Here is a 26,081-nt window from a genome sequence, read left to right as displayed (position 1 = left end):
CATGGGGCATACTCTCTCCGAACTGGCCAGCCGGCTTGGCCTGCCCATGCATGGGACGGACACGGTCATTCAAGGGGTTGCCGGTCTGGAACAGGCCGGCCCCCAGGAACTGAGTTTTCTTGCCGAGGCAAAATACGCGCCCTTGCTGAAAACTTCCCGAGCCGGCGCGGTCATCCTGCAACAGGAGTTTCTCGACGGCGTCGGCTCCGCTCTGATCAGCGCCAATCCCTACCTTGACTTCACGCGGGTGTTGCGCCTGTTTGCAACCCCCCAGGGTTGTCTGACCGGACAAAGCGACATGGCGTACATCCATGCTGAATCATCGGTGGATGACTCTGTGACAGTGTATCCCTTTGTCTTTGTCGGCAATGGCGCTCAAGTCGGCAAAGACAGTACGCTGTTCAGCGGCGTCTACGTGGGCGAGAACTGCCGGATCGGCGAACGTGTCGTCCTGTATCCCAACGTCGTTCTGATGTCCGGAACCTCCATCGGCAACGACGTAATCGTTCACCCCGGCACCGTGCTCGGCAGCGACGGTTTCGGATATACGCCCGGTGCATCGGGTTTGGAAAAGGTTCCGCAGATCGGCAACCTGCGCATTGACGACCATGTGGAAATCGGCGCCAACAGCGCCATCGACCGGGCGACCCTTGGCACCACGCATATCGGCGGCGGAACGAAAATTGATAATCTGGTCCAGATTGGACACAACGTCGAAGTCGGGGCGCATTGCATCCTGGTTTCCCAGGTCGGCGTGGCGGGCAGCTCCAGGCTGGGCAACAGGGTCACCTTGGCAGGGCAGGTCGGCATCGCGGATCACCTGCAGCTGGGTGATGACTGCCGGGTAGGAGCCAAGTCCGGAGTGAACCGCTCCCTGCAGGGCGGCCAGGACTACCTGGGCATACCAGCCGTGGAAGCGAAAAAATTCATGCGTATTGCCGCGACCTGGAATCGCCTCCCGGAAATGGGCAAACGTCTCGCTGCGCTGGAAAAGGAATTGGCATTGTTAAAAAAGCAACTGTCAGAGGAAGAAAATGAGCAACAGTGACCCCTTGCATATTGATATTCGCGGCATCATGGATCTGCTTCCGCATCGCTACCCGTTCCTTCTGGTGGACCGGATCCTGGAATTCGTGCCATTCACGAGCATCCGAGCCATCAAGAACGTGACCCTCAACGAGCCGCATTTCCAGGGCCACTTTCCAGACTACCCTCTCATGCCGGGCGTGCTGATCATCGAATCCCTGGCCCAGACGGCAGGTCTGCTCTTGTTGAAAAGCCTGCCTGCCGGAGAACTCAAGGACAAGCTCTTTGTCTTTACCGGCCTGGAAAAGGTCAAGTTCCGCCGCCAGGTCATCCCTGGAGATCAGCTGATTTTGAACATGAATCATGTCCGGAACAGGATGAACGTCTGGAAAATGACCGGCGATGTCCACGTCAACGGAAACCTGGTAGCCGAGGCCACGTTGAGCGGCGCCTTTGTCGATCGGGAGCGAACGTAATGGCCACGCAGATTCATTCCACGGCCCTGGTCGATCCAGGAGCCGAGTTGGGACTTGACGTCAAGATTGGACCGTACTGCATCATTGAGGCTGATGTTGCCATCGGTGACAGGACCCGGATCGACGCGCATGCCCGGATTCAGGCCCACACCAGCCTTGGCGCGGACAATCATGTTCATTCCTTCTCCTTTCTCGGCGGCGATCCCCAGCATGTCAAATACAAGGGTGAGCCGACACGACTTGAAGTCGGCGAACGGAACCTGATTCGCGAATACACCACGATGCACAGGGGAACGATGGATGCCGGGGGCGTGACCCGCGTCGGCTCTGACTGTCTGTTCATGGCGTATGCCCACGTTGCCCACGACTGCGTCATAGATGACAAGGTTATCATGGCCAATGCCGCAACATTGGGCGGCCATGTCCATGTCGGAACAAAGGCTGTGCTCGGCGGCTTGTGCGCCGTGCATCAGTTTGCCCGGGTCGGCGCTTATGCCTTTATCGGCGGCAAGGCCGGGATCAGCCTGGACATCCCGCCGTACATGATCGCAACGGGAACCCCGGCCAAATTGTATGGTCCCAACGTCATCGGTCTGAAGCGCCAGGGCTTCACCAGCCAGGCCGTGAGCCAGATCGAAAAAGCCTACAAGATCATCTGGCGTTCCGGGAAAAAGCGCCAGGACGCCATTGCTGAAGTCCAGGCCGCCTACCCCGAATCTTCTGAAGTCGGTTTTCTTATCGATTTTCTGCAATCCACGGTCCGCGGCGTCTCCGCTGACAATCAATTGGCCGTGAACGGTCAGGATATCCCGGTCTACTAGGCTGACGGTCACCAGGATCTGCCCCGGGCATGACAGCAATATCCAACGAGACACTGGCCATCATCGCCGGCGGAGGACACTTGCCGCAACTGGTGCTGGAAGGCGCCAGAAACATGGGGTTGCGGGTCGTGGGCGTGGGATTTGCCGGTGAGACGGATCCCGCACTGGCCCACGGCGTGGATGCCTGGCAGTGGCAGAATCTCGGCCAGTTGGGCAAGCTGATTGCGTTTTGCAAGAAACAGGGTGTGGGCCGGATCGTGATGGCCGGCAAGATCCACAAGGCCCGGGCCGTTGATCTGCGGCCGGACTGGCGGGCTGCCAAGCTGCTTTGGAAAGTCAAGAACACCCAGGACGACGTTCTGCTCCGGGCCATAACCGGCGAACTGGAAAGTGAAGGCATGGCCGTGGTATCCGCTGTGGACTTCCTGCCCCACCTGCGCTCTCCGGAAGGGGTTCTGACCCGGCGCGGCCCCACTTCCGAGGAGCAGGCGGACATCGATTTCGGCTGGCCCATGGCCCGTCAGATCGGGGCGCTGGACATCGGGCAATGCATCGTGGTTCGCAAGCGCACCACCGTGGCCGTGGAAGGCCTGGAAGGCACGGATGCCACGATTCTCCGCGCCGGGGAGCTGGTCGGACCGGGTTGCGTGGTGATCAAGCTCTTCAAGCCCATCCAGGATGTCCGTCTTGATCTTCCGGCCGTCGGCCCTAAAACCATCCAGACCATGATCCAGGCCAAGGCATCCTGTCTGGCCCTGGAAGCAGGCCGCAGCCTTTTCATCCACCTCGAAGAAAGCCTCACCCTGGCCGACAAGGCCGGCATCAGCGTCGTTGGATTGCGATCGTAATTGACTCACATTACGCAATGAGACGAAGCGCAACGCATGGCTTTTTCTCAGCCAAATCTCCTGAGCGACCAGCAACTGATCCGCAACTGTAACGATTCAGTTCATCCGGAGGGTGGTCATTCACCTGCACTGGATTCCGGCTTTCGCCGGAATGACTTATCGTGGCAAGCTGCATCTATACAGTCATACCGGCGAACGCCGGTATCCAGATCTTTTTCGCGGATTTGCTGAATAGATACCCGCAACTGATCCCAGGTGCGAACTGTCACCGGTCGTTGCGGCCTGAGAGATTTTACGCGGGTTATCCTGTTTTGGAGGATTGACTGTTTGACTGAGCCAAGCATGGTTTATCAAGGCAGTGCCGAGCGCAGAGAGCACGGTCTCTTGTAATTACAGCGCAACAGCTTGATGTTATGAGGCTGGCGAGGGATTTTTGATCCGGCCAAAACAGGTAAAACAGCCGGGAGATCAAATCCAGCCCAGAAGCGCAACGTCACGCCCTTGGGCAGTTGTTCGTGATGCGCCAGGGGGCATGGAAGACGTTCAGCCGGTTCGGCCGGGCGTATCCGGCCAGGGTCAAACCGGCCCGCTTGGCGATCTCCAGACCCAGAGACGAGAGCGACGAGCGGGAAAGAACGATGGGAATGCCGATGCGGGCGCATTTCAGGACCATGTCCGACGTCAGACGTCCTGTGGTGTAGATGGCGCCTCCGGTGGGGAACCGGCCCAGGAGAATGGCGCCAATGACCTTGTCCACTGCATTGTGCCGGCCCACGTCCTCGAAGCATCCCAAATATCGCCCATCAGCCCAGTACCCACAGGCATGGACGCAGTGGGTGTCCTGCGACAGGGTCGAGTTGTTCAGGGTTCCCCGGATCAGATCGCCGACCTGGGAAAAATTAATGCAATTGCCGGATGGCTCCGGAAAATCCTCTTCCAGCATTTTGCGGCTGATCCGGCCCGTCCCCCCGCATCCGGACGTAACAATGGTCTCCGGCTCGGCCTTATCGTCCACACGGGCATACACGGTGACCCTGCCCTGCTCGCAAAGCACCACTTCCACGATCTCCTCGGCAGAGGTGACATATCCTTGGCCATACAGAAACCCAGCCCCGAATTCCTCCAGGTTCTCCGCCAGAACCATGGCCGAACCAATCACCCGCTCATTCAGCGCAACTTCAACAGGCTGCTCACGAAGCACCCGCTCCAGCGCCTCTTCCTGTCCCTCGGGAGTGAGGATGATCGTGGATGAAGTGATGATCGACGGTATGGTATTCATGGAATCAAGACGCTCCTCGTCACAAAAGCGGAAAGGAAATACAGCACCAGTAATTTTTCAGCATAAGCGGGTAGTTGGTTTCCACAAACTCGTGGCAAGCATGACCTGGATTCCCGCCTTCGCGGGAACGACTTGATTTATGCCTTCTCCGGATCAATCATACCTGCGGAGGCGGATATCCAGTCCGCCATTTTTACTCGGATGGACTGAGTAGTTATCAGCAACACAACAAAACAACTTAACAAATTCCCCCTCCGGGCGAAAGAGTTTGCCAAGCTCAACACCCCCGGCGATTGACGAGACAAAGCTCGAAAGGCTAAATGAACTCCAGTGCCCGGGTGGTGGAACTGGTAGACACAAGGGACTTAAAATCCCTCGAGGCTTACCCCTCGTGCCGGTTCGATTCCGGCCCCGGGCACCACCATAAATTCCACCAAGCCTTTTCTCATCCTGCGAACAACTTCCTCATGCTTCAGCCTGAAATGGTTCAAGCGCAAACATTTCATGGTTGCCTCAAATCGTTGTCGAGATCCGTCAACATACCAAACCACCTCGAGGCAAGAGCCATAAAGGTAGCCACGTTCCGTATCGCCGCACCCTCTACGTAGCGGGAAAAGATTCGTGCCAGTATAATCGCTCTACGGCATTATCGGCGATTTGTTCAATGATGCCGTCCAGCGCCATCCAAACATCCCAGGGATCACGATCCAGCGCGTGCGTGAGGGAGGCGGAAATGCGTTGTTCAAGCTCCTCGTCCCGGGTTCCTTTCCAGCACGTGTCCGCCAGTGCGACCAGCAAGTCTTCAAGTGGGAGGTCCGGCTGATTTCGCCAACTACCATGTGTCAGAGCAAATCGGGCATATGCGGGTGCAATGCCGCGCTCCTCCAAAAGTTTGGGACCGAGCTGTTCATGCAGGGAACCGCCGCCGCTGAGTTCGGAGTTAGCACTGACCTTGCCGATGTCGTGGGTTGCAGCACCAAACAGGACCGCTTCCTGGTCGAGTGAACCAAGCAACTCTTCTGTCCGGAGCCGTGTGCAGATTTGAGCCGCGGCGTCGTGAACGAGCCTGAGATGAGCAAGCAGGCGCGGTGGCGCGGCATACGACTGAAGCAACTCGGCTGCGGCATCAGGAAGCGGCTGAAGCGGGAACGAGGGGATTGATGATAATGGATTCATGTAAGGCCCTACCAGGCAGATGCATTTTGCATTGGGGACGCGAAGAGTTGTACAGCTATATCCACATCCATTCCCAGAACAGAATTTTCGTCACGGACTATGGCCAGTCCGCTGTCCTTCATGTCCTGTCGTTCGATATTCTCCCGGTGTTCGGGACTGTCAAGCCAGCCTTGCACCAGTTCCTTTTCATTTTGAAAAGTCCCCATGGCGATATTTTCGGCGAAGGCTTGAGGGTCATAATCTACCTGCATGATCGCTTCCATCGGTCCCTCCCCGGTTTCGGGATTGATGTGGGCGAAATAGTCGTTCTTCAGCATATCCTCCGCTCGCAGTTGCGCGGCCTGGCTCAGGTTCTGGTTGTCGGACAATGGTTCCAGGTCCAGGGACTCGCGATGCTCATTGACAAGCTCCAAAATCTTCTCAGGATCAAGCTTTTCCGCCGCAATAGTCGGGCTCAGCCAGACAAGGCCCGCGAGGACAATCGTAACAACTATCAGATATCTCATGATTGCTCCTTCCTGCATTGGTGACACAATATAATGTCGGCGCGGAAAATCCGCATGTACGGCCTAGTGCCGTCTCGTGCCGCATAAACCTTGTACATAGGACACCCTGCCGAAAACACTAGAAGGCGGCACTGACGCAACAGTACCGCCTTCAAACATCTGAAAGACTCCGCCTACTTTCTCTTCTTCAGGATCAATTTTTCCAGCTTGACGGCATCCGCGGCAAAGAGCCGGATACCGTCGGAAAGTTTTTCCGTGGCCATCTGATCTTCATTGAGCATCCAGCGAAATGATTTTTCATCCAGGGAGATCTTGTCTTCTCCGGACTCCCGGGCCATTTCCGGGCTGAGTTTGCGCTCCACCGTTCCTTCGCCTTCCCGCAGTTCCCGGAGCAGGTTCGGACTGATGGTCAGCAGGTCGCAACCGGCCAGTTCAATAATTTCTCCCGCATTGCGGAAGCTTGCGCCCATGACCTCGGTGGGATAGTCGTGCTTCTTGTAATAATTGTAGATCCGGGTCACGGAATGCACGCCGGGATCTTCATGGGGAGGATATCCGGCTCGGCCTTCGTGGGCCTTGTACCAGTCCATGATCCTTCCGACAAAGGGCGATATGAGCTGCACTCCGGCCTCGGCGCAGGCCACAGCCTGGGCAAAGGAAAAAAGCAGGGTCATGTTGCAGCGGATGCCGTCCTTGGCCAAAATCCTGGCCGCGGCTACTCCTTCCCATGTGCTGGCCAGCTTGACCAGCACCCTCTCCCGGTCCACTCCGGCTTGCTCATACAGTGAGATAAGTGTCCGGGCCTTGTCCACGGAGCCCTGGACGTCAAAGCTGAGCCGGGCATCCACTTCGGTAGAAACGCGACCAGGAACGATCTTCAGGATCTCCCTCCCAAAGGCGACGAACAATTTGTCCATGGCCAGTACCAGGAAAGCCTCGGTGGACGGAGCGCCGGCCTGGGCATCGTCAATGGCCTTGTCCACGAGATCCTTGTACTCGTCCATGGCAACGGCCTTGACGATCAAACTGGGGTTGGTGGTGGCGTCCTGAGGGTGATATTCCTTAATGCTCGAAAAATCACCGGTATCCGCGACAACCGTGGAATGTTCCTTGAGCTGATCCAGAAGGTTGGGCATAGGGACTCCTTTCGTTCAAGTGTTCATCGCCGGCTGGGTTTGATGGGAGGCAGCAGCCTGCGAAGGTCAGCGTGAGCGTGAAGCATGGCAAAGTCGGATCGAGGGTGAACAGTTGACGCTACCTGAAGATACATCGGTAAACAGCACTGCGTTTCTTCATGGAATAAATAAGAACATGCCGTCAATTGCCAATACTTTCCTCAACACTCCAGCCGCCGCCGGTCATCCGCTTCAGCTCCTCATCCCGCGCCGTGCCGTCCAGAGGAGTGCACCGGGTATAGGTGTCTCCCTCAACTACCTCTTTGCGGACCTGAAAATGTTTGTCCGCCTGGGCCGCCAGTTGTGGCCAGTGGGTGATTACCACGACCTGTTGCAGGACGGACAGATTTCGCAGGCGTTCTCCGACCTTGTTCAGGGTCATGCCTCCGATACCGGCATCCACTTCGTCGAAAATCAGTGTGGGGTTGTCCGCATCGGCGATCAGCCCCGTAATGGCGAGCAGTACCCTGGACAACTCGCCGCCGGAGGCAATGTCTTCCAGCGGCTGAAAAGGCTGCCCCGGATTGGGCGCCCAGAGCAGGCGCGGCCGGTCTTCGGTCAATCCGTGTGAAATATCGTGGGGGTGAAATGTGAATTCGATTTTCAGGTGCTCCGAAAAGCCCAGTTCGCGCAATTCACTGGACAGCTTGGCGCTCAGTTCCAGCGCGGCCTGTCGGCGTTCCGCGTTCAGTGCGTTCAGGATGTCGGACAATTCCGACTTGGCTGCCTCATACCGGCGCTCCAACTGCTTCAGGTCCAGGCCGGAGGAATCCAGGAAGGAAAGGTTGGCTTCGACTTCATCCTTGAGCTGGAGAATTTCGTGCAACGGCCTTTTGAGCTTGCGCTTGAGCTGAGAAAGCTCCCAAAGCCTGGCCTCAATGGATTCCAGTTCTCCCTGTGCGCTCTGGATTCGGGACAAGCCACGCAACCGTTTTTCGAGATCATGAGCCTGCTCTGAAAAATTCAAAAGCACGGCAGCATCTCCCCCCAGTTCCGGATGAGTCCCGGTCAGCGAAAGAACCGCCTTGTGCAGTTTCGCCAGTGCGTCATGCAATCCGGAGTCCGGTGCGCAGAGCAGTTCAAGGGCCATTCCCGCATTTTGCTGGATCTGAGCCTGGTCGCGCAGGGTCTGCTTGCGGGTTTCCAGTTCCTCTTCCTCACCATGGACTGGCTGAACCTTGGCGATTTCGGAACGTTGATACTCGAGCAGGTCCCGCCGTTCCCGCAGGCCGCGCAACCGGTCTTCAAGCTGACTTTTCTGCTCAACAAGCGCATTCACTGCCGCAAGCCGCTGCTCTTTTTCACGCACCAAATCCGGTTGGCTGAGAAACCGGTCCAGTAACCGCACATGGAACGAGGGCAGTCGCAACTGCTGCTGGGAGTGCTGACTGGCATGCAGAACCAGCTTGACCCGCAGGCGCTTCAGGCTTTCCTGGGATGCCAAATCGTCATTGACCCAGACTCGGGAACGTCCGGTATCCGCGGAAAGTTCGCGACGGATGAGCGTCTCTGTCGGTGAACCGTTCTCATTGAGGACAAACATGGCCTCCACCTGAGCCTTGTCATGGCCAGGGCGTACCATATTCACGGCTAATTTCTCACCCAGCAGGAAATCCAGGGCTCGGAGAATGAACGACTTGCCGGCTCCGGTTTCGCCGGTGATCACATTCAGACCGGAACCGAATTCCAGTTCCAGGTCATCAATCAAGGCAAGTTTACGGATTCGCAGCAGTTCAAGCATGGGATAATTTCGGGTTATGGCTTGGCGTCATGAAAAATCAGGTTGAAAAGCTCAGAGTGGCCCTGATGGAACCGTCCGGATCGGCAGCGGCGAGTGCATTTTGAAATTTCTGATCCTGGTTCTGTTTGGCGGCACGCGATCCTGCCAGGAGCAACTCCTCCAAACCTTCTTCTAGCCTGAACTCTTGGAGATTGACCAGCCCCAGTTTCAATCCAGCCAGCCAGTTTTGGGGGTGATGCAAAGTCATGTGCGAAAGCAGCGAAAGTCTGATAGGCTCAAAGCCCTGCTCCTTATCAAGCAATGCATCCATGGTCCGACATACTTCCATATCACGTGGATCCATTCTATGTGCCAAAATATAGCATTCCAGTGCGCATTCAGCTAATTGTCGCTCATGATCGTATACAAAACCCCGCCGAGTCAAACGACCCTCTCGTTGAAACTCCTTTGCCCAACAGAGATACATTTTTTGTGACGTAGGCGTTAGAATAACATATTCTCGGGATGATGCGAAATATCGCAACCAGAACGCCTTTGCCGTCGAAAGATCCCCAAGAAGCAGCGCGGACAGCGAGGCGGTGCGGTTAAGCGTCTTGTCCTCGGCATGCAAGTTGGCCTGAAGAATCGCAGCCAGATCATGGGCGACCATGTCTCGCCTGTCCACGCCCATCCAAAAGCCCAGAAGGGCGCTACGCTTGCGTGGAGATTCAGGCAGGGCCAGAAGCAGATCCAGCAGCACCTGGTCAGAAACAGGAGCTCGCCGGGCCTGCCAAAGCCGATACAGGGTCAACACCCAGTCCAACTCCGAAGATTCCCTGCTTTTCATCAAAATGCCGACCAGATTCTCCTCGATCAAGGCCAGCAGGGATTTCGCCCGGTGCTCCGGGAGATGTTCCTCCTGCACTCTGGCCCAGGCCGCCTTGGCCGTTTTTTCGGCAGCATGCAAGTTGTTCAGGAAGTGGCTGATCATGCTTCCGAGTTCCAGGGCATGCCTGAAGACGCCGACTTCCCGATCAGGAGTGAAAAGCTCCTCCAGACCGGGAATGGGAGCTGGATTCAAGACGAGACAGCCACATGACGCGGCCTCAAAGAGCCGGAAATTGATTTCCCCGAAGATGGATTCGTTGGGAGCCAGCCTGGTGTCCTGATAGATTTGCAGCATCTGCTGAAAGGGAACTTCCTGCGTCAACCGCAGATTGTACCGCTGCCCGAGAAACGAGACGAAACGCTCCCGGGATGGGCGATGCCTGGTGACCCGGCCGACGAAACCGACATCATGCCGTCGGCGGCTCCAGGGGTGCCAAGGCAGACGCCGACCGAACCAGGGCAGCCATGCAGTACGGCAAGCACCCTGATCCTGTAAATATCTGGCCCATTGTTTCTGGGTGGAGCATGTGAGGTCAAACAGCCGGGAGTATTCTTCCTGCCAGAAGGAATTCAAGTGCGTGTCAATGGACCAATAGATTTTCAGGCACGAAATTTTTCCCAGCCCTTGCAAAAGAATGCGCGCTCCCAATGTCTCCTGCTGTACAACAACATCCGGCTCAAAGGCATGACTATCCAGCAAGGCCGGAAGATCGCATATTCCCGGCGTCGGATGCAGGGCCAGGACTTCATGTCCCAGACGCGACAATTCGTCCTGAAGAACGCAGTTGATTACGCAAATCCGCATGCTGCGACCTCACGCGATATGTTCGCTTCAGCTTTCGGCGGACTTTTCACATCCAGAGTGCTTCTATGATGAATCCTCACCAACTCTGCCTCCGCGTGGCAATCAGATCTCACCATTCTCCACCATGTCCCTGAGTATCGCGCGAAAATCCAAACCCGCTTTCTTAAAGCCGTCCATGCCAAACGTCATGTTCGCCTCCAGCAGATAGGCCTCACCACCGTAGAGACAGACATCAAGGCCCACCAGATCGAACCGGCATTCCACGGCGGTTTGCATGGCCAGTTTCAGCGCCTTTTCGGGAACGGGGTCCAGAACGACTTTACCGCCCTGGGAAATATTGGTCCGAAATTCACCGGCGCGTGCCTCGCGCCAATAGGCATGCACGGGCTTGCGGCCGAGCACGACGATGCGGATATCCCGCCGGATGGGCAGATACTCCTGGATGTAGGCGGGATGGGGCAAGTGCGTATACCGTTCAAGCTGGTCCTGATTTTGGATCAGGCTGACCCCCTGGCCTTTCGATGAGTTGCGCGGCACTTTGGCTATAAAGGGAAAGGTGAAATCATCCAGAATGACTTTTTTTTGTCGAGGTCCATAGTAAATGCGTGTCCGCGGTATTGAAAGTCCAAGCAGTTGAAAAAGCTGGGTCTGCCGAATTTTATCTCCGGCATAGCGGATGGTCTGGATGCTCGGAAAAATGGGCTTGTCCATGGCACTCAAGGCTTCCGCCATCAGGATGGTCGGAAAATAGATCTTTGATGCCTTCCGGATCAGCTCCAACTCTTTTGAGGAATAGTCGGAAAGGTTGCCGCGAACTCTCAGACAATGCACGGACGGACAGTGCCGGAGTTGACGCCCAATGCCAATTTTAGCGTACGGAGAAAGACCCATGCCCTCTCCGTTGTTGCGTTGCTTGACTGCATTCAACAAAAAAAGGCGCCGAAGCGCCTGTATTTTTGTGGATCGTCTCCATGCCTGTTTCAGGATGGACAGGAGTGTCTGGATTGCAAAGACTATCGCCGTTGCCTGTCATTGCGACCGCGATCACGGTCCCGGCCACCTTCCCGGCGAGGCCCGGAAGGTCTGACCGCCGAGGCCATGTCGAATTCCTCGCCCCGCTCTTCCATGATCACGGCCTTGCGGGACAAGCGCACCCGGCCCGAGGGCTCGACCTCGATCACCTTGACCTTCAGTTCCTGGCCAAGCTGGACTACGTCGGCAACCTGCTCCACCCGTGAAGTATCCAGCTGCGAGACGTGCACCAATCCTTCCACGCCGGGCAATATTTCCACCACGGCGCCGAATTCGATGATCTTCTTGACCCGCCCGGTATAATCCTTTCCGATTTCCGGAACCTGGTTGTAGAAGGTGACCATATCCACGGCCATGTTCAAGGCTTCCTTGGTGGGCGCAAAGATGGATATCTTGCCGGAATCGTCGATGTCCACGGAAGCGCCGGTGGCCGCGGTGATGGCTTTGACGGTCTTTCCGCCGGGTCCGATCACTTCGCGGATTTTTTCCGGATTAATATGCACGACGCTGAGCTGCGGCGCATACGGCGACAGCTCTTCACGCGGCTTATCCATGACCGCATTCATCTGCTCCAGGATGTGCAGCCGGGCGTCCCTGGCCTGATCCAGCGCCCTGCTGAGCACATTGGTGGGGATGCCGCCGATCTTGATGTCCATCTGGATCGCGGTAATGCCGGCAACAGTCCCGGCAACCTTGAAGTCCATGTCGCCCAGATGGTCCTCGGCGCCGAGAATGTCCGTCAGGACAAGATAATCGTCGCCTTCCTTGATCAACCCCATGGCAATCCCGGCCACGGCTTCGGTGATGGGCACGCCGGCATCCATCAAGGCCAGCGACGCGCCGCAGACCGTGGCCATGGAGGACGAACCATTGCTTTCCATGACTTCGGAAACAATGCGCAACGTAAAAGGATAGTCCTCGGGCTGGGGCAGGACCGGCGTCAGGGCGCGTTCCGCCAATTGCCCGTGACCGATTTCCCGGCGGCTTGGCCCGCGCAGCATCCGGGCCTCACCCACGCAGTAGGGCGGGAAATTGTAATGGAGCATGAAGCGCTTGGTGCTTTCGCCGCCCAGGGTATCCAGTCGCTGCTCGTCGCGGATGCTGCCCATGGTGGCCACGGCCAGGGCCTTGGTCTCGCCGCGGGTGAACAGGGCCGAGCCATGGGTTCGCGGAAGCAGGCCGACCTGGATGTCGATGGGGCGCACCGTGGTCAGGTCCCGACCGTCCAGTCGAACGTTCTCCCGATGAATGCGGGCTCGCATCACCTCTTTTTCGAGAGCTTCCAGGATATCGTTGATCTGGGAACCCAGGAGTTGAACGTCCACGCAACGATCCACCAGACCTTGCAGAACTTCCTGATGAACGCACTTCTGGGCTTCCTTGCGTGCCGCCTTTTCCGGAATCCGCAGGGCCTCTTCCAACTTGTCCAAAGCCAAACCACGCACCAGCGCAGACAGCTCCGGATCAATGACGTTCGGCTTGGGAACAAGCTTGGGTTTGCCGGCGCTTTCCCGCAGTTGGTCCTGCAGATCCAGCAACGGAATGAGCTGCTGCTGCCCCCATTCCAGAGCCTTTGTGATCAGGGATTCCGGAACAAAAGTCGCTCCGGCCTCCACCATGACCACGGCATCGCGTGATGCGGCCATGACGAGATTCAGGGTGCTTTCGGCAAGTTCCTTGTAACTGGGATTGAGCACGAATTCGCCGTTGATGCAGCCGATCCTGATCCCGGCAATGGGACCCGCAAAGGGGATTCTGGAAATATGCAGCGCTGCCGATGCCCCGGTGAGCGCCAGGACATCCGGATCGTTGTCCGGATCCGAGGACAGGACCGTTGCGATGACCTGGACTTCCATGGGAAATTTCTTGGGAAACATGGGCCGGATGGGCCGATCGATGACGCGGGAGACCAGGGTTTCCCTGTCGCTGGGGCGGCCGATTTCCCTGCGGAAGTAGTTTCCCGGGATCTGGCCCGCGGCATAGGACATTTCCTGATAATTCACCGTCAGGGGCAGAAAGGAAACCTCCCTGTCCAGTGTCTGGGCCACGGCAGTGACCAGAACCACGGTATCGCCGCATTGAACCCAAACGGCTCCGTCAGCCTGATTAGCCATTCTGCCGGTTTCCAATATGATTTCCTTGCCGTTCAGATTCGTCGTCAGGCGTGTGCAGTTCTTGAGATCATTCATGATATATTTTTGCATCCTTGCAATAGAGTGAGTGGAGGGGCCCGAACAGTGCGGCGCAGGCACCGGGCCGGTATGCCGCAAGACCGGGACCCCTGTTTGACGCGCGGTGACTACTTGCGCAGATTAAGTCGCTCAATGAGGCTGCGATACCGTTGAATATCCTTGTTTTTCAGATAGTTCAACAAGCCTCTGCGTTTTCCGACCAGCTTCAGCAAGCCGGTCCGGGAGTGGAAGTCTTTCTTGTGGGTCTTGAAGTGTCCGGTCAGGTCGTTGATGCGGTGGGTAAGCAAGGCCACCTGCACTTCGGGCGAACCCGTATCACCGTCCTTCAGCCGGTATTCCTCGATAACTCGGGTTTTGTCTTCCAAACTCATGACCACAGCGATATCCTCCTGGGGTTGATCCACTTCGGGAAATGAATGGGATCCGGTTCAATCCGGGCTCGGCGGATCAGAAAAGTCCGCGAAGCACTGTCCATTGTCGTTGACCATCCACTTCTTTGAGCTCGACCAGAGCCAGAGGGAGTTCCTGGTCATCCAGGAACAGGGCGCGTGCACCCGGTTCCAACGGAGTCACCTGACCCGGCGGATTCCAAGGCACCTTCGCGCCGTGGCGAACCTTCCGGGCCAGTTCGGCAGAGAGAACATATCGTGGAAAGTGCGGCAACGCATCCTGCACCGCGATCACGTTCCGATCGAATGTCTCCGGCGTATCCAGCACGGTTTGCAAGCCGTGGGCCTGGTCAAGGTCGAAGGGATGGCTGCGCTCCCGGATCAATTCTTCCAGCACGGCCCCGCACCGCAGGCGTATCCCCAGGCTGTGGACCAGGGAACGAATATAGGTGCCGGCGGAACACTCCACCCGGAAGCGCACCAGGGGAAGGTCGACATCCAAGACCTCCGCCTGAAAAATTTGAATTGGTTTTCGTTTCACCGGGACATCCAGCCCGGCCCGGCTCAAGGCATACAGGGGGCGGCCCTGATGTTTGGCCGCTGAATACGGCGGCACCTCCTGCTCAAGATGCTCCAGCCACTCCTGTACGGCTGTCCGGACTTGCACTGCGGTCAGCGCGCCGCAGTCGACGGTCCGCACCGTCTTTCCCAAAACATCATAAGTATCTGTTTCCACACCCAAGCGCAACACGCCCTGATACTGCTTTCGGCCTTCCGTGAGATAGGCGGCGATCTTGGTGGCCTGTCCCAGAAGAACCAGCAACACGCCCTGGGCCAGAGGGTCGAGGGTTCCGGCGTGGCCGATCTTCTTCTGCCCCAGAGTGCGCTTGATCTGCTCCAGGCAGTATGTGGACGTCGGTCCGGACGGCTTGTTCAGGACAAGCACTCCGTGGGCTTGGGCTGGTCGAGGGAAAGCAGGCATGGTCAGGCCGAAGAGCGATTCTTGTCCTCGAGAGCCAAGTACCGATCGATCATTCGAACCAAAATGGCTTCAGCATCCTCCAGGGTATTGCGCAGCTCGCCTCCGGAGGCGTTCTTGTGCCCTCCCCCTCCGACGGCCGAGGCGATCCCCTCCACATCGACATCGCCGGAAGAACGCAGGCTGAACTTGATCTTGCGGGGCTCGTCCTCACGCAGACTGACAGCGATACGCACTCCCTTGACGCGGCGGATGTAGTCCACGAAATCGTCGCAGTCTTCAATGGTGGCCTGATGTTCTTGGCGCAGTGCCTCGGGAATGGCGATCAGGCCGATGCGGCCATCATTGTAAACTTTGGCCCCGCGCAGCACGTCGCCCATCAACTTCAACCTGTTCATCCGCCACTGGTTCTGCAACCGGGCGTTGAAGGTTCCGGGATTGAGGCCGTGGCGTATAATCCGCGCTGCCAGTTCAAGCACTCTGGGGCCGGTATTTTCGAAACTGAAGGAGCCGGTATCCGTGACCAAGGCCAGATAGATCGCCTCGCCGAGGGGACCGCTGAGGGGGATGTCCAGATCCAGACCGAGATAGCCAATCATTTCGCCGACGGAAGAACGATCCGCCTCGACCAGATTGATGCTCCCGAAGCCGCCGTTGCTGATGTGGTGATCAATGTTCACGGTCCTGTCCATGGGCAGGCGGCCGGCCAGTTCCGATCCAACCCGCCGGACATCTCCGCAATCCAACAGGATATACCATTTGGGATCCCATTCGGGCAGCGAATTTCGCAGTGGACTGGGGAAGCGCAGCCAGGAAAACCGCTCCGGCACGGAAGATTCATTGTACAGCGCATAGGTCTTGCCCAGCTTCTCCAGCATCCATCCCAGGGCCACGGTGGATCCCAAGGCGTCGCCGTCCGGATTATTGTGCGCGGCAACCAGAAAATGATCCTGCTCCAGGAAGAGCTTCAGGACCCTGGCCCAGTTCTGCTCGGATCTAGCTTTGGCTGTGGCCGTCATAGATCATGTCCTCGAGAAAGGTGTCCCGTTCAAAGCGCAATTCCGGGGTGGCGCGCAGATCCAGTCGCTTGACCAGAAGGGCACGCAGATAGCCCTTGGCTTTGGCCAGGCCATCGGCAATTTCCTCCAACCGTACCGGGTCGTCGGTGCAGGTATAAAAAACCTTGGCCACGGTCAGATCGGAGTTGAGCTTCACCCCGCTGATGGTGACCAGTTCCAGACGGGGATCTTGCACCTCTTCCTGAAGCATCTGGGCCAGTTCCCGCTGGATCATGTCCGCGAGACGAATGGATCGCCGGGACGGAGTTCCGTGCTTTACCATGAGCCGCCCTCCAGCAGGTCCGCACGGGTTTCCATGGGATCCTGCGATGATCGAAAAATTTCCGTGTTTCCGCTAACGAACTCCGCCGGCGCTGCAGCCTCGGCCAGCGACATGGCCTTGTGCAGGCGGCTTTCTACGCGCCCGGCTTCATTGGCAACCGCAACCACGGCCAGCACCAGGCGTTCATGTTCGTCCAGCGCCTCCACTTCGGAAACGGCGACATTGAACTTGTTGCGCAGCTTCTGTTTCAAGCTTTGCGCCACCTTGCGCTTGCCCTTGAGGGAGTCGTTCCCGTGCAGGCGAAATTCCAGTCGGAGCAGACCGATAATCATGAAAAAACACTACTTTTGGATAGAGGATGCAATGGGCGGACATTCCCGAGAACGATTTCGCATGCAGGAGGTTTCACGGCCCAGCACGATGCTGAACCGTGAAACCTGGATTACAACGTGGCCTTTTCGGATACTTCCTCGAAGGCTTCAATAACGTCGCCGACCTTGATGTCGTTGAAATTGGCCAGACCGACGCCACATTCGAAGCCTTTCGCCACTTCCTTGACGTCTTCCTTGAAGCGTCTCAGGGAACTGAGCTTGCCGGTGTAGATGACGACGCCTTCACGCAGCAAGCGAATCTTGGCATTGCGCAACAGCTTGCCGTCCATGACCGCGCAACCTGCCACCATGCCGATCTTGGGCACGCTGAAGGTTTGGCGAACCTCGGCCTGGCCCAGATAGGACTCCCGAATAATGGGCGACAGCATGCCGGTCATGGCATCGCGGATGTCGTTCACCAGGTTGTAGATAATGTCGTAGAAACGGATTTCAACGCTTTCGGATTCGGAAACTTCCTTGACTTTGGCCATGGGCCGCACGTTGAACCCGATGACGATGGCCGATGATGCCGCGGCCAGCATGACGTCGGACTCGGTGATGGCGCCGGCTCCGGAATGGACGATCTGCACCCGGACTTCATCCGTGGACAGCTTCAGCAGGGACTCCGAAACCGCTTCCGCTGAGCCCTGAACATCGGTCTTGATGACCAGGTTCAACACCTTGGTCTCACCGGCCGCCTTGGATGCCAAAAAGCTGTCCAGGGTGACCTTGCTTGCCTTGGCCAGGGTCTTTTCACGTTCTTTTGTCTGCCTGGCGGAAGCGATACGGCGGGCGATCTTTTCATCGGCCACGACCACGAATTCGTCGCCGGATTCGGCCAGCCCGTCGAAGCCTTGCACTTCAACCGGATAGGATGGCCCGGCTTCCTTGATCTTCTGCCCCTTGTCGTCCAGCATGGCCCGAACCTTGCCCTGATACAGGCCGCACACAAAGACGTCGCCTTCGTGGAGCGAGCCTTCCTGAATCAGCACCGTGGCCACCGGACCACGTCCCTTGTCCAGTCTGGCCTCGACGATGCGGCCGCGGGCGCGCTTCTCCGGATTGGCCTTCAGGTCCAGCACCTCGGCCTGCAACAGGACCATTTCCAGAAGTTCGTCCAGCCCGATGTGCTGCTTGGCGGAGACATTGGCGAAAATGGTGTCGCCGCCCCAGGCTTCGGCCAGCAGCCCCATCTCGCTCAGCTCACGAATGACCCGGTCGGGATTGGCGTCTTCCTTGTCGATCTTGTTGACGGCCACGACGATGGGCACGTTCGCCGCCTTGGCATGGTTCACGGCTTCCTTGGTCTGTTCCATGACCCCGTCGTCCGCGGCGACCACCAGAATGACCAGGTCGGTGACCTGGGCGCCCCGGGCGCGCATCGCGGTGAATGCCTCGTGGCCTGGCGTGTCCAGAAAGGTAATGATTCCACGATTGGTTTGCACATGGTACGCGCCGATGTGCTGGGTAATGCCGCCGGCTTCACCCTTTGTAACGTTGGTCTCGCGGATGGCGTCCAGCAACGAGGTTTTTCCATGGTCCACGTGGCCCATAATGGTCACCACGGGAGGACGTGGAGCGAGATCTTCCGGCTTGTCCTCCTCGAGTATCTGGGTGAAGCCCTCTTCAAGAAATCCGACGTGCTCCACTTCGTACCCGAACTCCGAAGCCACGAGCGCAGCCGTGTCCTGATCAATAGATTGGTTGATGGTGGTCATCATGCCCATGCCGAAAAGGGCCTTGATGATTTCCTGCGCCTTGAGGCCCATCTGCTTGGCCATGTCGGAAACCCGGATCGCCTCTTCCATGCGGATCTTGCGCTTGGCGGCCTTGATCGGCTGGGTACCCGTCTGAAGCAACTGGTCGTCCTGGGAATCCCTGGATTTCGGACGGGCCCTCTTGGTCCGGAACTTGCCGCCGGTACGATCCTGGACCGGTGATGATTTTTTCTTTTTCCAGCTTGGATCGGATCGATCCTGCTCCGCAAAGGGCGAAGTCTGGACAATTTCAACAGTCCGCTTCCCCTTTTTCTTCTTTTTCCGCTCCGACGCGGTTTCAGCGGATGGCGCGGCCTTGGGTGCACCGGCCCTGGGTTCGGCGGCGGCCCTGGCCGGAGCTTCGCCCCCGGTGGTCTGCACCGGCGTGGGAGTATATGGCTTGCTTTCCGGCTTGTAGGAAAAATCCGGCTTGGCTTCGGGCTTGGAGATGATCCGCACCTGAGGCCCGGTTTGCATCAGCGGCTCTTTTCGCTTCGGCTTGCGCTTTTTCGGTTTCTCTTCCGCGGCGGGAACCGTCTCGGAAACAGCAGCCTCCCCCGGCTCCGCTCCCGTCGACTCGTCGGCATCGGCCTGGGTCGCGTCGGGACCGCCGGCTGAAGCCGCTTCCGGGAGGCGGTCAGCGGGTTGGTCCTCGGACTGGACCGTGGATTGATCCTCGAGTCCTTCTTCGGATTCACCGCCGGGCTGGCCCCCTGGCTGAGCCTCGAATTGCGCCTCCGGCTGATCTTCAACCAACTCCGCCGCGGCGCCCGTGGGTTGCTCCTCGGAAGATGGCGTAACGTGATCATCCTGGACATCCGCTTCAGGCTTCGCCGATGATTGCGGCTGGCTGACGATTCGAGCCGAGGTCACTTTGCGTTCTGGTTTGGCTTTGGCATCTTCCTGGACAGGCGGTGCGGGCGTTTCCTCCGGCTGCCCGGCAACAGGGGCATCCGCGGCAACATCCTCCGGTTCGACTTCCTCCGCTTTAACGACCTTTTTGCGCCGACGCAGGATCACTCCCGGCTGGATCTCGCGCTGCTGAACATCGACGGAGGCGTCTTTGCGCTGCATTTTCTCGCGAACCTGGGCAGCCTCCTCGTCGGTGATGCTGCTGACATGGCTTTTTACCGGAATATCCAGCTCCCGTAAGATCAGCAACAGTTCCTTGTTGCTGATCCCAAGTTCAGAAGACAAATCCATAATACGTATCTTATTGGCCATGCATTTCTCCCTTGCACCGCTTCCGACGTTTCCTCGTCGACGTCAATTTATCCTGACATGATTCTGTTTTGCATACATAACAACCCCGGCCAGGCATCCACTGCCGTGGATCCGCAACCAGGCCCCGCTCCGGATCGGAAATGAATCGGAGCAGCTCGGTCTTCGGGTACCTGTTGCGGCAGACAACGCACATGCGAATGGCAACATGGGCAAGGCCTGGCTCCGGACGATCCTGACACCCCATTATTTCAGGGAAGCAGGCCCGGGATCACCCGATACAGGCTTTTCAGCATCCTCGGTCTCGGAGGAACCACGCTGCTCCTGTCGTGTAACGGCAAGATCTTCTTCTTTGTCCGCTTCCGATTCACCCCGGACCGCATCATCCTCAGAGGCATCCGCATCGGATTCACTTTGAGGGTCGCTCTCTTCGCCGTCGGTGTCTTCATTTCGCCCATCCAACCCGAGGAAATTGATGGCCGAGCGAATGTCGGCGACCTTTTCCGCATCCAGTCCCTGGATGGTCAGAAGCTGCTCATCCTCGGCCTCGGCCACAGCCGTGGCGCCGTCAAAACCGGCCGCGAGAAAGGCTTCAAAAGGAATTTCCGCCACGCTGGCCAGCTGCTCCAGGCTTTGGCGGTCCTTGTACATGGCCCCGTATCGGCTTTCGGTAAAAATATCGATCTTCCAGCCCAGAAGTTTGGCCGCCAGCTTGACGTTCTGGCCCTTGCGGCCGATGGCCAGCGTCAGCTGATCATCCGGAACAACGACTTCCAGCACGCCGTCTTCCTCGTCCACCGTAATGCGGGAAATTCTGGCCGGTGAGAGGGCATTCACGGCGTAGGTAGTGATTTCAGGGCTCCAAACGATGATGTCGATCCGCTCGCCGCGCAATTCCTGAACGATATTCTGAATCCGTGAACCGCGAACGCCGACGCAGGCGCCGACAGGATCCACATCGCGGTCCGTGGACATGACGGCCACTTTTGCCCGGCTGCCGGGATCCCTGGCCACGCCCATGATCCGGACGAACCCGTCCGCGACTTCCGGAACTTCGCGATTGAAAAGCACCGTCAGATAGTCAGGATGGGAACGGGAGACAATGATCTGCGGCCCACGCCCTTCCTTGCGGACATCGTAGAGCAGAGCCTGGATCTGGTCCCCGCGCCGAAAGCGCTCCTTGGAAATCTGCTCTTCCTTGGGCAGCAGGGCCTCGGTTCGTCCAAGATTGATGATCCAGCCGGAACGATCCCGGCGCTGGATGGTGCCGCTGACGATCTCGCGCTTGCGGTCCTTGTACTCCTCGTAGATGATTTCCTGCTCCGCCTCGCGCATGCGCTGAATAATGACCTGCTTGGCGGACTGGGCGGCAATGCGCCCGAGATCTTCCACTTTCAGCTCAAACCCGAGTTCATCGTCGACCTGGACGTTCGGATCGTGATTCTTGGCGTCTTCCAGAAGAATTTCGCTGACGGGGTCCTCGATTTCCCGGACCACCCGCTTGAACTGGTAGACATCAAAACCGCCCTTGTCCTCATTGAAGGTCACTTCAATGTCCACGTCCTCGCCCAGCTTCTTCGTCACGGAGGAGCGCACGGCACGTTCCAGGGTGTCAATCAGAAGATCCTTGTCGATCCCTCTGTCCTTGCTTATCTGCTCGATTGCCTTGCGCAGTTCGGCACTCATGTCGTCCTCCAGGATATACTTGCTCTTATGGTCAAAATCATCTCAGACCGGGATCGAATCTCACCCGTTGCCGCCGTCATTGTCGACGAGGCCGGAGTGACTCACTTTCCGGACCGGGTCCCCGCTTGTGAACGTCTACGGATGGACTTTGCTAGAAGATATGAACCAGGTTGATTTTCTTGATTTGATCCCAGGCCAATGCAATCCGCTCCGCATTGTGCGTCAGCGTGACAACCGCATCGTTCACCGAAACGAGTTCCCCGCGGAAAGATTTGCAACCATCCTTGGGCTCGTGGAGCAGGGCGTGCACAGTTCGCCCGATATACGCCTCCAACTGGGCCGGCTGAAAAAATTTGCGCTCCAGTCCCGGCGAAGAGACCTCCAGGGTGAATGTGCCCGGAAGGGTCTCGTCCATTTCCAGGGCAGGCCCCAGTTGCCGACTGACCTGAGCGCATTGGTCAATGGTCACCCCGCCCTCGCAATCGATATAGAGGCGAATCAGGCCCTTGCGCCCGGAGGCAAGATATTCCGTGCCCCACAGCTCCAGGCCAAGGCCGTGAACTACTGGCAAAATCAGGGATTCAAGATGGTGTACGATTTGGTTCGGCTGGCGCCGGGAATCGGAAGAGATCTGCATGTAATCAAAAATCCAAAAAAAAGGTGGACCCGATGGCCCACCCCGTTCGTTCAATATTGTTTTGCGGCCAGGCCGCAACCGATCAGGATGCTGCAAGAAAGTGGAGCGGGCGACGGGAGTCGAACCCGCGACACCAAGCTTGGGAAGCTTGTACTCTACCAGCTGAGCTACACCCGCCCGCAGTTCGCAACGCCTCATATGGTCAATGAGCGGGGGTTTGTCAAGCAGACTTCCTAAAATTATTGGCTTGCAATTTGCTTTATAACCTGAATTCGGGAGGAACCGCAATGCAAACCAGCATGTACAACGCCCTGTTCGGCGCGCTGACCCAGGAACATCGCTTGGCAAATACCGCCAATAATTTGGCGAACGTGAATACCACGGGCTACAAGGGGGAAACTCTGGCCTTCCAGGATGTTTTCGCACGCCTGGGACACGATATGCTGGATCCGCTTTCAGCCATCAATGAAAAGTCGCTTCTGCCCGTACCCGACGAGATGGCCCAGGCGCGCATCGCCCTGGCTCATATTGATTTTTCCCAGGGAACGATCCGGGAGACCGGCAATCCCCTGGATGCCGCTCTCAGCGGCGAAGGGTTCTTCAAGGTCCGCACCCTGGAAGGCGACTTCTACACCCGCAACGGAAATTTTCGGCTCACACCGGACGGGGAATTGGTCACCGGGCAAGGTTTTCCGGTTCTTGTCGACGGGGGTGCGGTCAACATTGAACCCGGCGCCAATGTGGTCATCGGTCCGGCAGGAGACATTCAGGCCAATGGCGAACCCATCGGCAACATGGATCTGGTGACCTTTGAAAACCTGCAGGTTCTGGAGAAACTGGGACAGAACATGTTTCGGATCCGGCCGGGAGTCCAGGCCGCGGAAATGCCCGCGGACAATGTGACGGTGGCGCAGGGATATCTGGAATCCGCCAATGTCGAGGTGGTCAAGGAGATGGTCAACATGATCGACGCCCATCGCACTTTCGAAGCCTATCAGAAGGTGATGCACACCACCCAGGAAGCGGATCAGAAACTGATCCGCGAAGTTGCAAGTCCCAGGTAATGACTGAACATAACGGAGGAACATTCCGATGATGCGCTCACTATGGACTGCCGCCTCAGGCATGATGGCCATGCAAATGAATATTGACGTGACGTCCAACAATCTCGCCAACATCAGCACCACTGGATTCAAGAAGAGCCGGGCCGAGTTCGAGGACCTGATGTACCAGACCTTGAAAATCGCCGGCGCCGCGACAGCCGACGGCGACCGCATCCCCACCGGGCTGCAGGTAGGGATGGGTGTACGTCCGGTAACCGTACACAAGGAATTCTCCGTCGGTGCTTTCCAGAACACCGGCAACCCGCTGGATCTGGCCATTGAAGGGGACGGCTTCTTCCAGATCGAGGCAAACGGTGATTTTGCCTACACCCGGGCCGGCGCCTTCAAACTGGACAATGATGGACGCGTCGTCACCGCCAACGGATATCCCCTGCAGCCGGAATTCAACGTCCCCATGGAAACCCAGAATATCGTGGTCACGGAAAACGGGCGCATTGTTGCCATGGACAAGTTCGGCGAGGAGTTGGCCGGCGCGGATATTCCTCTGTTCACCTTCGTCAATCCGCCGGGGCTGAACAGCATCGGCCGGAACCTCTATCTGCCGACGGAAGCCTCCGGCGATGCCGTGGAAGGCGTGCCCGGAGAGGAAAATGTGGGCTCCATCGCCCAAGGTTTCCTTGAGGGCTCAAACGTGGACATGGTCGAGGAGATGGTCAAGCTGATTACCGGGCAACGAGCCTACGAGGTCAACTCCAAGGCCATCATGACTTCCGACCAGATGCTGCAGACGGCCAACCAGATCAAGCGGTAACTCCCAGGCTTTCCTATGCATAGGACAATGATGCTCATTGCAATCCGATCAATGCGATCCTGCTCTTGCCATTTGCATTGCATCGCTGCCTGGACCGCACTCATCCTCTTTTTCACGGTGAATACGGTCCACGCCCAGCGCGGCTACTGGCACTACCTGGTGCACCCTGTGGCTGCCGTGGATGCCGACGTGGTGCGTTTCGGCGATATTGCCGCTCCCTTGACGGATCATGGGCGCTCCCAGTGGGCAAAACTTTCCGAACAGCCGATGTGGCCGGCGCCGGAACCCGGCAAAACCATGACCCTTTCCCAGCAGCGACTGGCAGGTCTGCTCCGGCAACATATCGGTCACGCGGCGGCTTCGGTTCGGCTTCCTTCCCAACTCGTGGTGCAGGGTGGGGGACAGGTCATCCTGGAAGAGGAAATTCGCTCCCGCGTCGTCACTTTTTTGACCCCGAAGACCAGTAATCTTGGCGAAGAAGTATCTTTCCGCGATTTTCGCCTTCCAGACCACATTTTTCTGCCCCATGTCCAGGATGTCCTGGAAATCGAGCCCTCCACGGACTTGCGACCCGGCCGGAACAGCCTTCGCTTTCTGATCCGCTCAGTGGACGGCCGTATTACCCGCAGAGTTACCGGAACAGTATTTCTGGACGTCTGGCAGACCGTGCCTTGCGCGGCCCGACCCATGAACAGGGGCACTCCGCTGGATCTGGACGAGATCACCTTTCAGCGCAAAAACCTGGCCTACCTGCGGGACCAGGTCTGGGACGGAACCGGCGGCCCCTGGCAGATCCGCACCCCGGTGGGCATGGATCAGGTAATCTATCTTTCCGCCCTGGAACCATTGCCGGCAATCCGTCGGGGCGACCACATCAATCTTATTTATGAAGGCGAACTGGTCCGGCTCCAGATCCAGGTTCAGGCACTGCAAGACGGAGCCATCGGTGAAACAATCGCGGTGCGAAACTTGCAAAACAACAATGAAGTTCTGGCCCGGATTCGGGATTATGAAACCGTGATCGTGCGATGATTCTGAAAGAATCGGGTTGCATCAGTATCAGCAATGCAAAGGAGCAAGCAAATGACGAAGATGAACATTGCAAATTTCAAGGGCAATACCATAGCACTGCTGTTTCTGTCGGCGCTGCTCATGATGATCGGCGTCGGATGCGCTCCGGCCAGAACCCAAAGCATGCCCGCCCCAATCATGACGCAGACCGTGGACATTCCCCAGCCCGCGGAACACAATCCCGGTTCGCTCTTCAATCCGGCCAGCGCTGAACTGCTCTTTGCCGACAATCGGGCCCGAAGAGTCGGCGACATCGTGCAGATCAAGGTTGTCGAGGAAACCAAGGCCCAGAATAAAGCCACCACGGATACCTCGCGGGATTCCAGCACGGGCTTGAGCATCGAGCACCTCCTGGATCAGCGGCTGGTCAATATGGGCCTGCCGGTTCTGGGCATCAACCGCGGCCAGTTCGGCGAGACTCCGCTCATCAGCGCCAATACCTCCAGTTCCTTCAAAGGCGACGGGGAAACCCGGCGCGAATCCAAGATCAGTGCCACTGTTGGAGCCCGGGTGGTTCAGGTTCTGCCCAACGGCCTTCTTCAGGTGGAGGGCGCCCGGGAAACCCGGGTGAACAACGAGACCCAGATCGTCGTGGTCCACGGCCTGATCCGCTCCACGGACATCAATCCGGACAACACGATCCTCTCGACCCAGATGGCCGATGCCACCATTGAGTTCTACGGCGCGGGAATCCTGGCGGACAAGCAGCGACCGGGATGGCTGAGCCGAATCCTGGACAATGTTTGGCCGTTCTAAGGCATTTCTGAATTCCGGAGTTGGACGGATTCGCAAATCCTCAGCACATCGTCA

25 protein-coding genes and 2 tRNA genes are annotated in these 26,081 nt (G+C 57.7%); 9 read left to right on the top strand and 18 right to left on the bottom strand.

Annotation, left to right across the window (positions count from 1 at the left end; translation table 11 throughout):
- The first annotated feature begins 1 nt into the window (after nt 1).
- From lpxD to ACYQ15_RS17705, 4 genes are read left to right on the top strand one after another with little or no spacing between them, the layout of a single operon-like run.
- Nucleotides 2–1,048, top strand: a complete 1,047-nt coding sequence (lpxD, locus tag ACYQ15_RS17720) for a UDP-3-O-(3-hydroxymyristoyl)glucosamine N-acyltransferase (protein WP_459938824.1) — start codon at nt 2–4, stop codon at nt 1,046–1,048.
- The gene (gene fabZ, locus ACYQ15_RS17715; RefSeq protein WP_459938823.1) at nt 1,035–1,502 is read left to right on the top strand and encodes a 3-hydroxyacyl-ACP dehydratase FabZ; all 468 of its coding nucleotides are present in this window, start codon (nt 1,035–1,037) and stop codon (nt 1,500–1,502) included. Before lpxD ends, fabZ begins: the two co-directional genes overlap by 14 nt.
- Nucleotides 1,502–2,323 carry an acyl-ACP--UDP-N-acetylglucosamine O-acyltransferase gene (lpxA, locus tag ACYQ15_RS17710; RefSeq protein ID WP_459938822.1) on the top strand — a complete coding sequence of 274 codons (822 nt, stop codon included), beginning with the start codon at nt 1,502–1,504 and terminating at the stop codon, nt 2,321–2,323. The genes fabZ and lpxA overlap by 1 nt, the downstream gene beginning before the upstream one ends.
- Nucleotides 2,324–2,352: 29 nt before the next feature.
- On the top strand, nt 2,353–3,171 hold the full coding sequence (locus ACYQ15_RS17705; RefSeq protein WP_459938821.1) for an LpxI family protein: 819 nt from the start codon (nt 2,353–2,355) through the stop codon (nt 3,169–3,171).
- A 493-nt stretch (nt 3,172–3,664) separates the two neighbouring features.
- On the opposite strand, the gene fdhD is transcribed toward ACYQ15_RS17705, so the two are convergent.
- Nucleotides 3,665–4,450 carry a formate dehydrogenase accessory sulfurtransferase FdhD gene (gene fdhD, locus ACYQ15_RS17700; protein ID WP_459938820.1) on the bottom strand — a complete coding sequence of 262 codons (786 nt, stop codon included), beginning with the start codon at nt 4,448–4,450 and terminating at the stop codon, nt 3,665–3,667.
- A gap of 332 nt (nt 4,451–4,782) precedes the next feature.
- Here fdhD and ACYQ15_RS17695 point away from each other — a divergent pair.
- Nucleotides 4,783–4,871, top strand: a tRNA-Leu gene (locus ACYQ15_RS17695).
- Between the two features lie 179 nt (nt 4,872–5,050).
- Here ACYQ15_RS17695 and ACYQ15_RS17690 read toward each other — a convergent pair.
- The 17 genes from ACYQ15_RS17690 to ACYQ15_RS17610 form a co-directional block, all read right to left on the bottom strand.
- On the bottom strand, nt 5,051–5,626 hold the full coding sequence (locus ACYQ15_RS17690; RefSeq protein ID WP_459938819.1) for an HD domain-containing protein: 576 nt from the start codon (nt 5,624–5,626) through the stop codon (nt 5,051–5,053).
- Between the two features lie 8 nt (nt 5,627–5,634).
- Nucleotides 5,635–6,132 (bottom strand): CAP domain-containing protein, encoded by a 498-nt coding sequence (locus tag ACYQ15_RS17685; RefSeq protein ID WP_459938818.1) that lies wholly within the window; start codon nt 6,130–6,132, stop codon nt 5,635–5,637.
- 173 nt (nt 6,133–6,305) lie between these two features.
- Entirely contained in the window at nt 6,306–7,268 is a 963-nt protein-coding gene (gene tal, locus ACYQ15_RS17680; protein ID WP_459938817.1) for a transaldolase, read from the bottom strand.
- A gap of 181 nt (nt 7,269–7,449) precedes the next feature.
- A complete protein-coding gene (locus tag ACYQ15_RS17675; RefSeq protein ID WP_459938816.1) occupies nt 7,450–9,048 on the bottom strand; it encodes a DNA repair protein RecN in 1,599 nt (532 codons plus the stop codon).
- Between the two features lie 37 nt (nt 9,049–9,085).
- Complete coding sequence (locus tag ACYQ15_RS17670) at nt 9,086–10,720, bottom strand: glycosyltransferase family protein (RefSeq protein WP_459938815.1); 1,635 nt, start codon at nt 10,718–10,720, stop codon at nt 9,086–9,088.
- Between the two features lie 102 nt (nt 10,721–10,822).
- Nucleotides 10,823–11,611 carry an ATP-grasp domain-containing protein gene (locus ACYQ15_RS17665; protein WP_459938814.1) on the bottom strand — a complete coding sequence of 263 codons (789 nt, stop codon included), beginning with the start codon at nt 11,609–11,611 and terminating at the stop codon, nt 10,823–10,825.
- A 122-nt stretch (nt 11,612–11,733) separates the two neighbouring features.
- Nucleotides 11,734–13,941 carry a polyribonucleotide nucleotidyltransferase gene (gene pnp, locus ACYQ15_RS17660; RefSeq protein WP_459938813.1) on the bottom strand — a complete coding sequence of 736 codons (2,208 nt, stop codon included), beginning with the start codon at nt 13,939–13,941 and terminating at the stop codon, nt 11,734–11,736.
- A 110-nt stretch (nt 13,942–14,051) separates the two neighbouring features.
- The gene (gene rpsO / locus ACYQ15_RS17655; protein ID WP_459938812.1) at nt 14,052–14,321 is read right to left on the bottom strand and encodes a 30S ribosomal protein S15; all 270 of its coding nucleotides are present in this window, start codon (nt 14,319–14,321) and stop codon (nt 14,052–14,054) included.
- A 70-nt stretch (nt 14,322–14,391) separates the two neighbouring features.
- Nucleotides 14,392–15,315 carry a tRNA pseudouridine(55) synthase TruB gene (gene truB, locus ACYQ15_RS17650; protein ID WP_459938811.1) on the bottom strand — a complete coding sequence of 308 codons (924 nt, stop codon included), beginning with the start codon at nt 15,313–15,315 and terminating at the stop codon, nt 14,392–14,394.
- Between the two features lie 2 nt (nt 15,316–15,317).
- Complete coding sequence (locus tag ACYQ15_RS17645; protein ID WP_459938810.1) at nt 15,318–16,331, bottom strand: DHH family phosphoesterase; 1,014 nt, start codon at nt 16,329–16,331, stop codon at nt 15,318–15,320.
- Entirely contained in the window at nt 16,309–16,653 is a 345-nt protein-coding gene (gene rbfA, locus ACYQ15_RS17640) for a 30S ribosome-binding factor RbfA (RefSeq protein ID WP_459938809.1), read from the bottom strand. Before rbfA ends, ACYQ15_RS17645 begins: the two co-directional genes overlap by 23 nt.
- Nucleotides 16,647–16,985 (bottom strand): DUF503 domain-containing protein, encoded by a 339-nt coding sequence (locus ACYQ15_RS17635; RefSeq protein WP_459938808.1) that lies wholly within the window; start codon nt 16,983–16,985, stop codon nt 16,647–16,649. Before ACYQ15_RS17635 ends, rbfA begins: the two co-directional genes overlap by 7 nt.
- 110 nt (nt 16,986–17,095) lie before the next feature.
- On the bottom strand, nt 17,096–20,005 hold the full coding sequence (infB, locus tag ACYQ15_RS17630) for a translation initiation factor IF-2 (RefSeq protein ID WP_459938807.1): 2,910 nt from the start codon (nt 20,003–20,005) through the stop codon (nt 17,096–17,098).
- Nucleotides 19,995–20,198: a YlxR family protein gene (locus ACYQ15_RS17625; RefSeq protein ID WP_459938806.1), complete on the bottom strand. Its 204-nt coding sequence runs from the start codon at nt 20,196–20,198 to the stop codon at nt 19,995–19,997. The genes infB and ACYQ15_RS17625 overlap by 11 nt, the downstream gene beginning before the upstream one ends.
- Nucleotides 20,199–20,248: 50 nt before the next feature.
- On the bottom strand, nt 20,249–21,688 hold the full coding sequence (gene nusA / locus ACYQ15_RS17620; protein WP_459938805.1) for a transcription termination factor NusA: 1,440 nt from the start codon (nt 21,686–21,688) through the stop codon (nt 20,249–20,251).
- A gap of 151 nt (nt 21,689–21,839) precedes the next feature.
- On the bottom strand, nt 21,840–22,325 hold the full coding sequence (locus ACYQ15_RS17615; RefSeq protein WP_459938804.1) for a ribosome maturation factor RimP: 486 nt from the start codon (nt 22,323–22,325) through the stop codon (nt 21,840–21,842).
- Between the two features lie 101 nt (nt 22,326–22,426).
- Nucleotides 22,427–22,502 (bottom strand) — tRNA-Gly (locus ACYQ15_RS17610).
- Nucleotides 22,503–22,612: 110 nt separating this feature from the next.
- Here ACYQ15_RS17610 and flgF point away from each other — a divergent pair.
- Genes flgF through ACYQ15_RS17590 form a run of 4 tightly spaced genes read left to right on the top strand, consistent with a single transcriptional unit; the run spans nt 22,613 to nt 26,027 of the window.
- The gene (gene flgF / locus ACYQ15_RS17605) at nt 22,613–23,389 is read left to right on the top strand and encodes a flagellar basal-body rod protein FlgF (RefSeq protein ID WP_459938803.1); all 777 of its coding nucleotides are present in this window, start codon (nt 22,613–22,615) and stop codon (nt 23,387–23,389) included.
- Nucleotides 23,390–23,417: 28 nt separating this feature from the next.
- On the top strand, nt 23,418–24,200 hold the full coding sequence (flgG, locus tag ACYQ15_RS17600) for a flagellar basal-body rod protein FlgG (RefSeq protein ID WP_459938802.1): 783 nt from the start codon (nt 23,418–23,420) through the stop codon (nt 24,198–24,200).
- A gap of 51 nt (nt 24,201–24,251) precedes the next feature.
- A complete protein-coding gene (gene flgA, locus ACYQ15_RS17595; protein WP_459938801.1) occupies nt 24,252–25,232 on the top strand; it encodes a flagellar basal body P-ring formation chaperone FlgA in 981 nt (326 codons plus the stop codon).
- Nucleotides 25,233–25,292: 60 nt separating this feature from the next.
- Nucleotides 25,293–26,027 carry a flagellar basal body L-ring protein FlgH gene (locus tag ACYQ15_RS17590; RefSeq protein WP_459939613.1) on the top strand — a complete coding sequence of 245 codons (735 nt, stop codon included), beginning with the start codon at nt 25,293–25,295 and terminating at the stop codon, nt 26,025–26,027.
- The last annotated feature ends 54 nt before the right edge of the window (nt 26,028–26,081 follow it).

Source organism: Desulfonatronum parangueonense (assembly GCF_054656975.1).
The sequence above is the reverse complement of the archived record's forward strand: the minus strand, read 5'-3'. Positions and strand labels throughout refer to the sequence as shown.

Excerpts from the sequence above, each read along its gene's own strand:
- lpxD (WP_459938824.1), top strand. The coding sequence starts at position 2 with ATGGGGCATACTCTCTCCGAACTGGCCAGCCGGCTTGGCCTGCCCATG.
- fabZ (WP_459938823.1), top strand. The coding sequence starts at position 1,035 with ATGAGCAACAGTGACCCCTTGCATATTGATATTCGCGGCATCATGGAT.
- lpxA (WP_459938822.1), top strand. The coding sequence starts at position 1,502 with ATGGCCACGCAGATTCATTCCACGGCCCTGGTCGATCCAGGAGCCGAG.
- ACYQ15_RS17705 (WP_459938821.1), top strand. The coding sequence starts at position 2,353 with ATGACAGCAATATCCAACGAGACACTGGCCATCATCGCCGGCGGAGGA.
- fdhD (WP_459938820.1), bottom strand. The coding sequence starts at position 4,450 with ATGAATACCATACCGTCGATCATCACTTCATCCACGATCATCCTCACT.
- ACYQ15_RS17690 (WP_459938819.1), bottom strand. The coding sequence starts at position 5,626 with ATGAATCCATTATCATCAATCCCCTCGTTCCCGCTTCAGCCGCTTCCT.
- ACYQ15_RS17685 (WP_459938818.1), bottom strand. The coding sequence starts at position 6,132 with ATGAGATATCTGATAGTTGTTACGATTGTCCTCGCGGGCCTTGTCTGG.
- tal (WP_459938817.1), bottom strand. The coding sequence starts at position 7,268 with ATGCCCAACCTTCTGGATCAGCTCAAGGAACATTCCACGGTTGTCGCG.
- ACYQ15_RS17675 (WP_459938816.1), bottom strand. The coding sequence starts at position 9,048 with ATGCTTGAACTGCTGCGAATCCGTAAACTTGCCTTGATTGATGACCTG.
- ACYQ15_RS17670 (WP_459938815.1), bottom strand. The coding sequence starts at position 10,720 with ATGCGGATTTGCGTAATCAACTGCGTTCTTCAGGACGAATTGTCGCGT.
- ACYQ15_RS17665 (WP_459938814.1), bottom strand. The coding sequence starts at position 11,611 with ATGGGTCTTTCTCCGTACGCTAAAATTGGCATTGGGCGTCAACTCCGG.
- pnp (WP_459938813.1), bottom strand. The coding sequence starts at position 13,941 with ATGAATGATCTCAAGAACTGCACACGCCTGACGACGAATCTGAACGGC.
- truB (WP_459938811.1), bottom strand. The coding sequence starts at position 15,315 with ATGCCTGCTTTCCCTCGACCAGCCCAAGCCCACGGAGTGCTTGTCCTG.
- ACYQ15_RS17645 (WP_459938810.1), bottom strand. The coding sequence starts at position 16,331 with ATGACGGCCACAGCCAAAGCTAGATCCGAGCAGAACTGGGCCAGGGTC.
- rbfA (WP_459938809.1), bottom strand. The coding sequence starts at position 16,653 with ATGGTAAAGCACGGAACTCCGTCCCGGCGATCCATTCGTCTCGCGGAC.
- ACYQ15_RS17635 (WP_459938808.1), bottom strand. The coding sequence starts at position 16,985 with ATGATTATCGGTCTGCTCCGACTGGAATTTCGCCTGCACGGGAACGAC.
- infB (WP_459938807.1), bottom strand. The coding sequence starts at position 20,005 with ATGGCCAATAAGATACGTATTATGGATTTGTCTTCTGAACTTGGGATC.
- ACYQ15_RS17625 (WP_459938806.1), bottom strand. The coding sequence starts at position 20,198 with ATGTGCGTTGTCTGCCGCAACAGGTACCCGAAGACCGAGCTGCTCCGA.
- nusA (WP_459938805.1), bottom strand. The coding sequence starts at position 21,688 with ATGAGTGCCGAACTGCGCAAGGCAATCGAGCAGATAAGCAAGGACAGA.
- ACYQ15_RS17615 (WP_459938804.1), bottom strand. The coding sequence starts at position 22,325 with ATGCAGATCTCTTCCGATTCCCGGCGCCAGCCGAACCAAATCGTACAC.
- flgF (WP_459938803.1), top strand. The coding sequence starts at position 22,613 with ATGCAAACCAGCATGTACAACGCCCTGTTCGGCGCGCTGACCCAGGAA.
- flgG (WP_459938802.1), top strand. The coding sequence starts at position 23,418 with ATGATGCGCTCACTATGGACTGCCGCCTCAGGCATGATGGCCATGCAA.
- flgA (WP_459938801.1), top strand. The coding sequence starts at position 24,252 with ATGCGATCCTGCTCTTGCCATTTGCATTGCATCGCTGCCTGGACCGCA.
- ACYQ15_RS17590 (WP_459939613.1), top strand. The coding sequence starts at position 25,293 with ATGAACATTGCAAATTTCAAGGGCAATACCATAGCACTGCTGTTTCTG.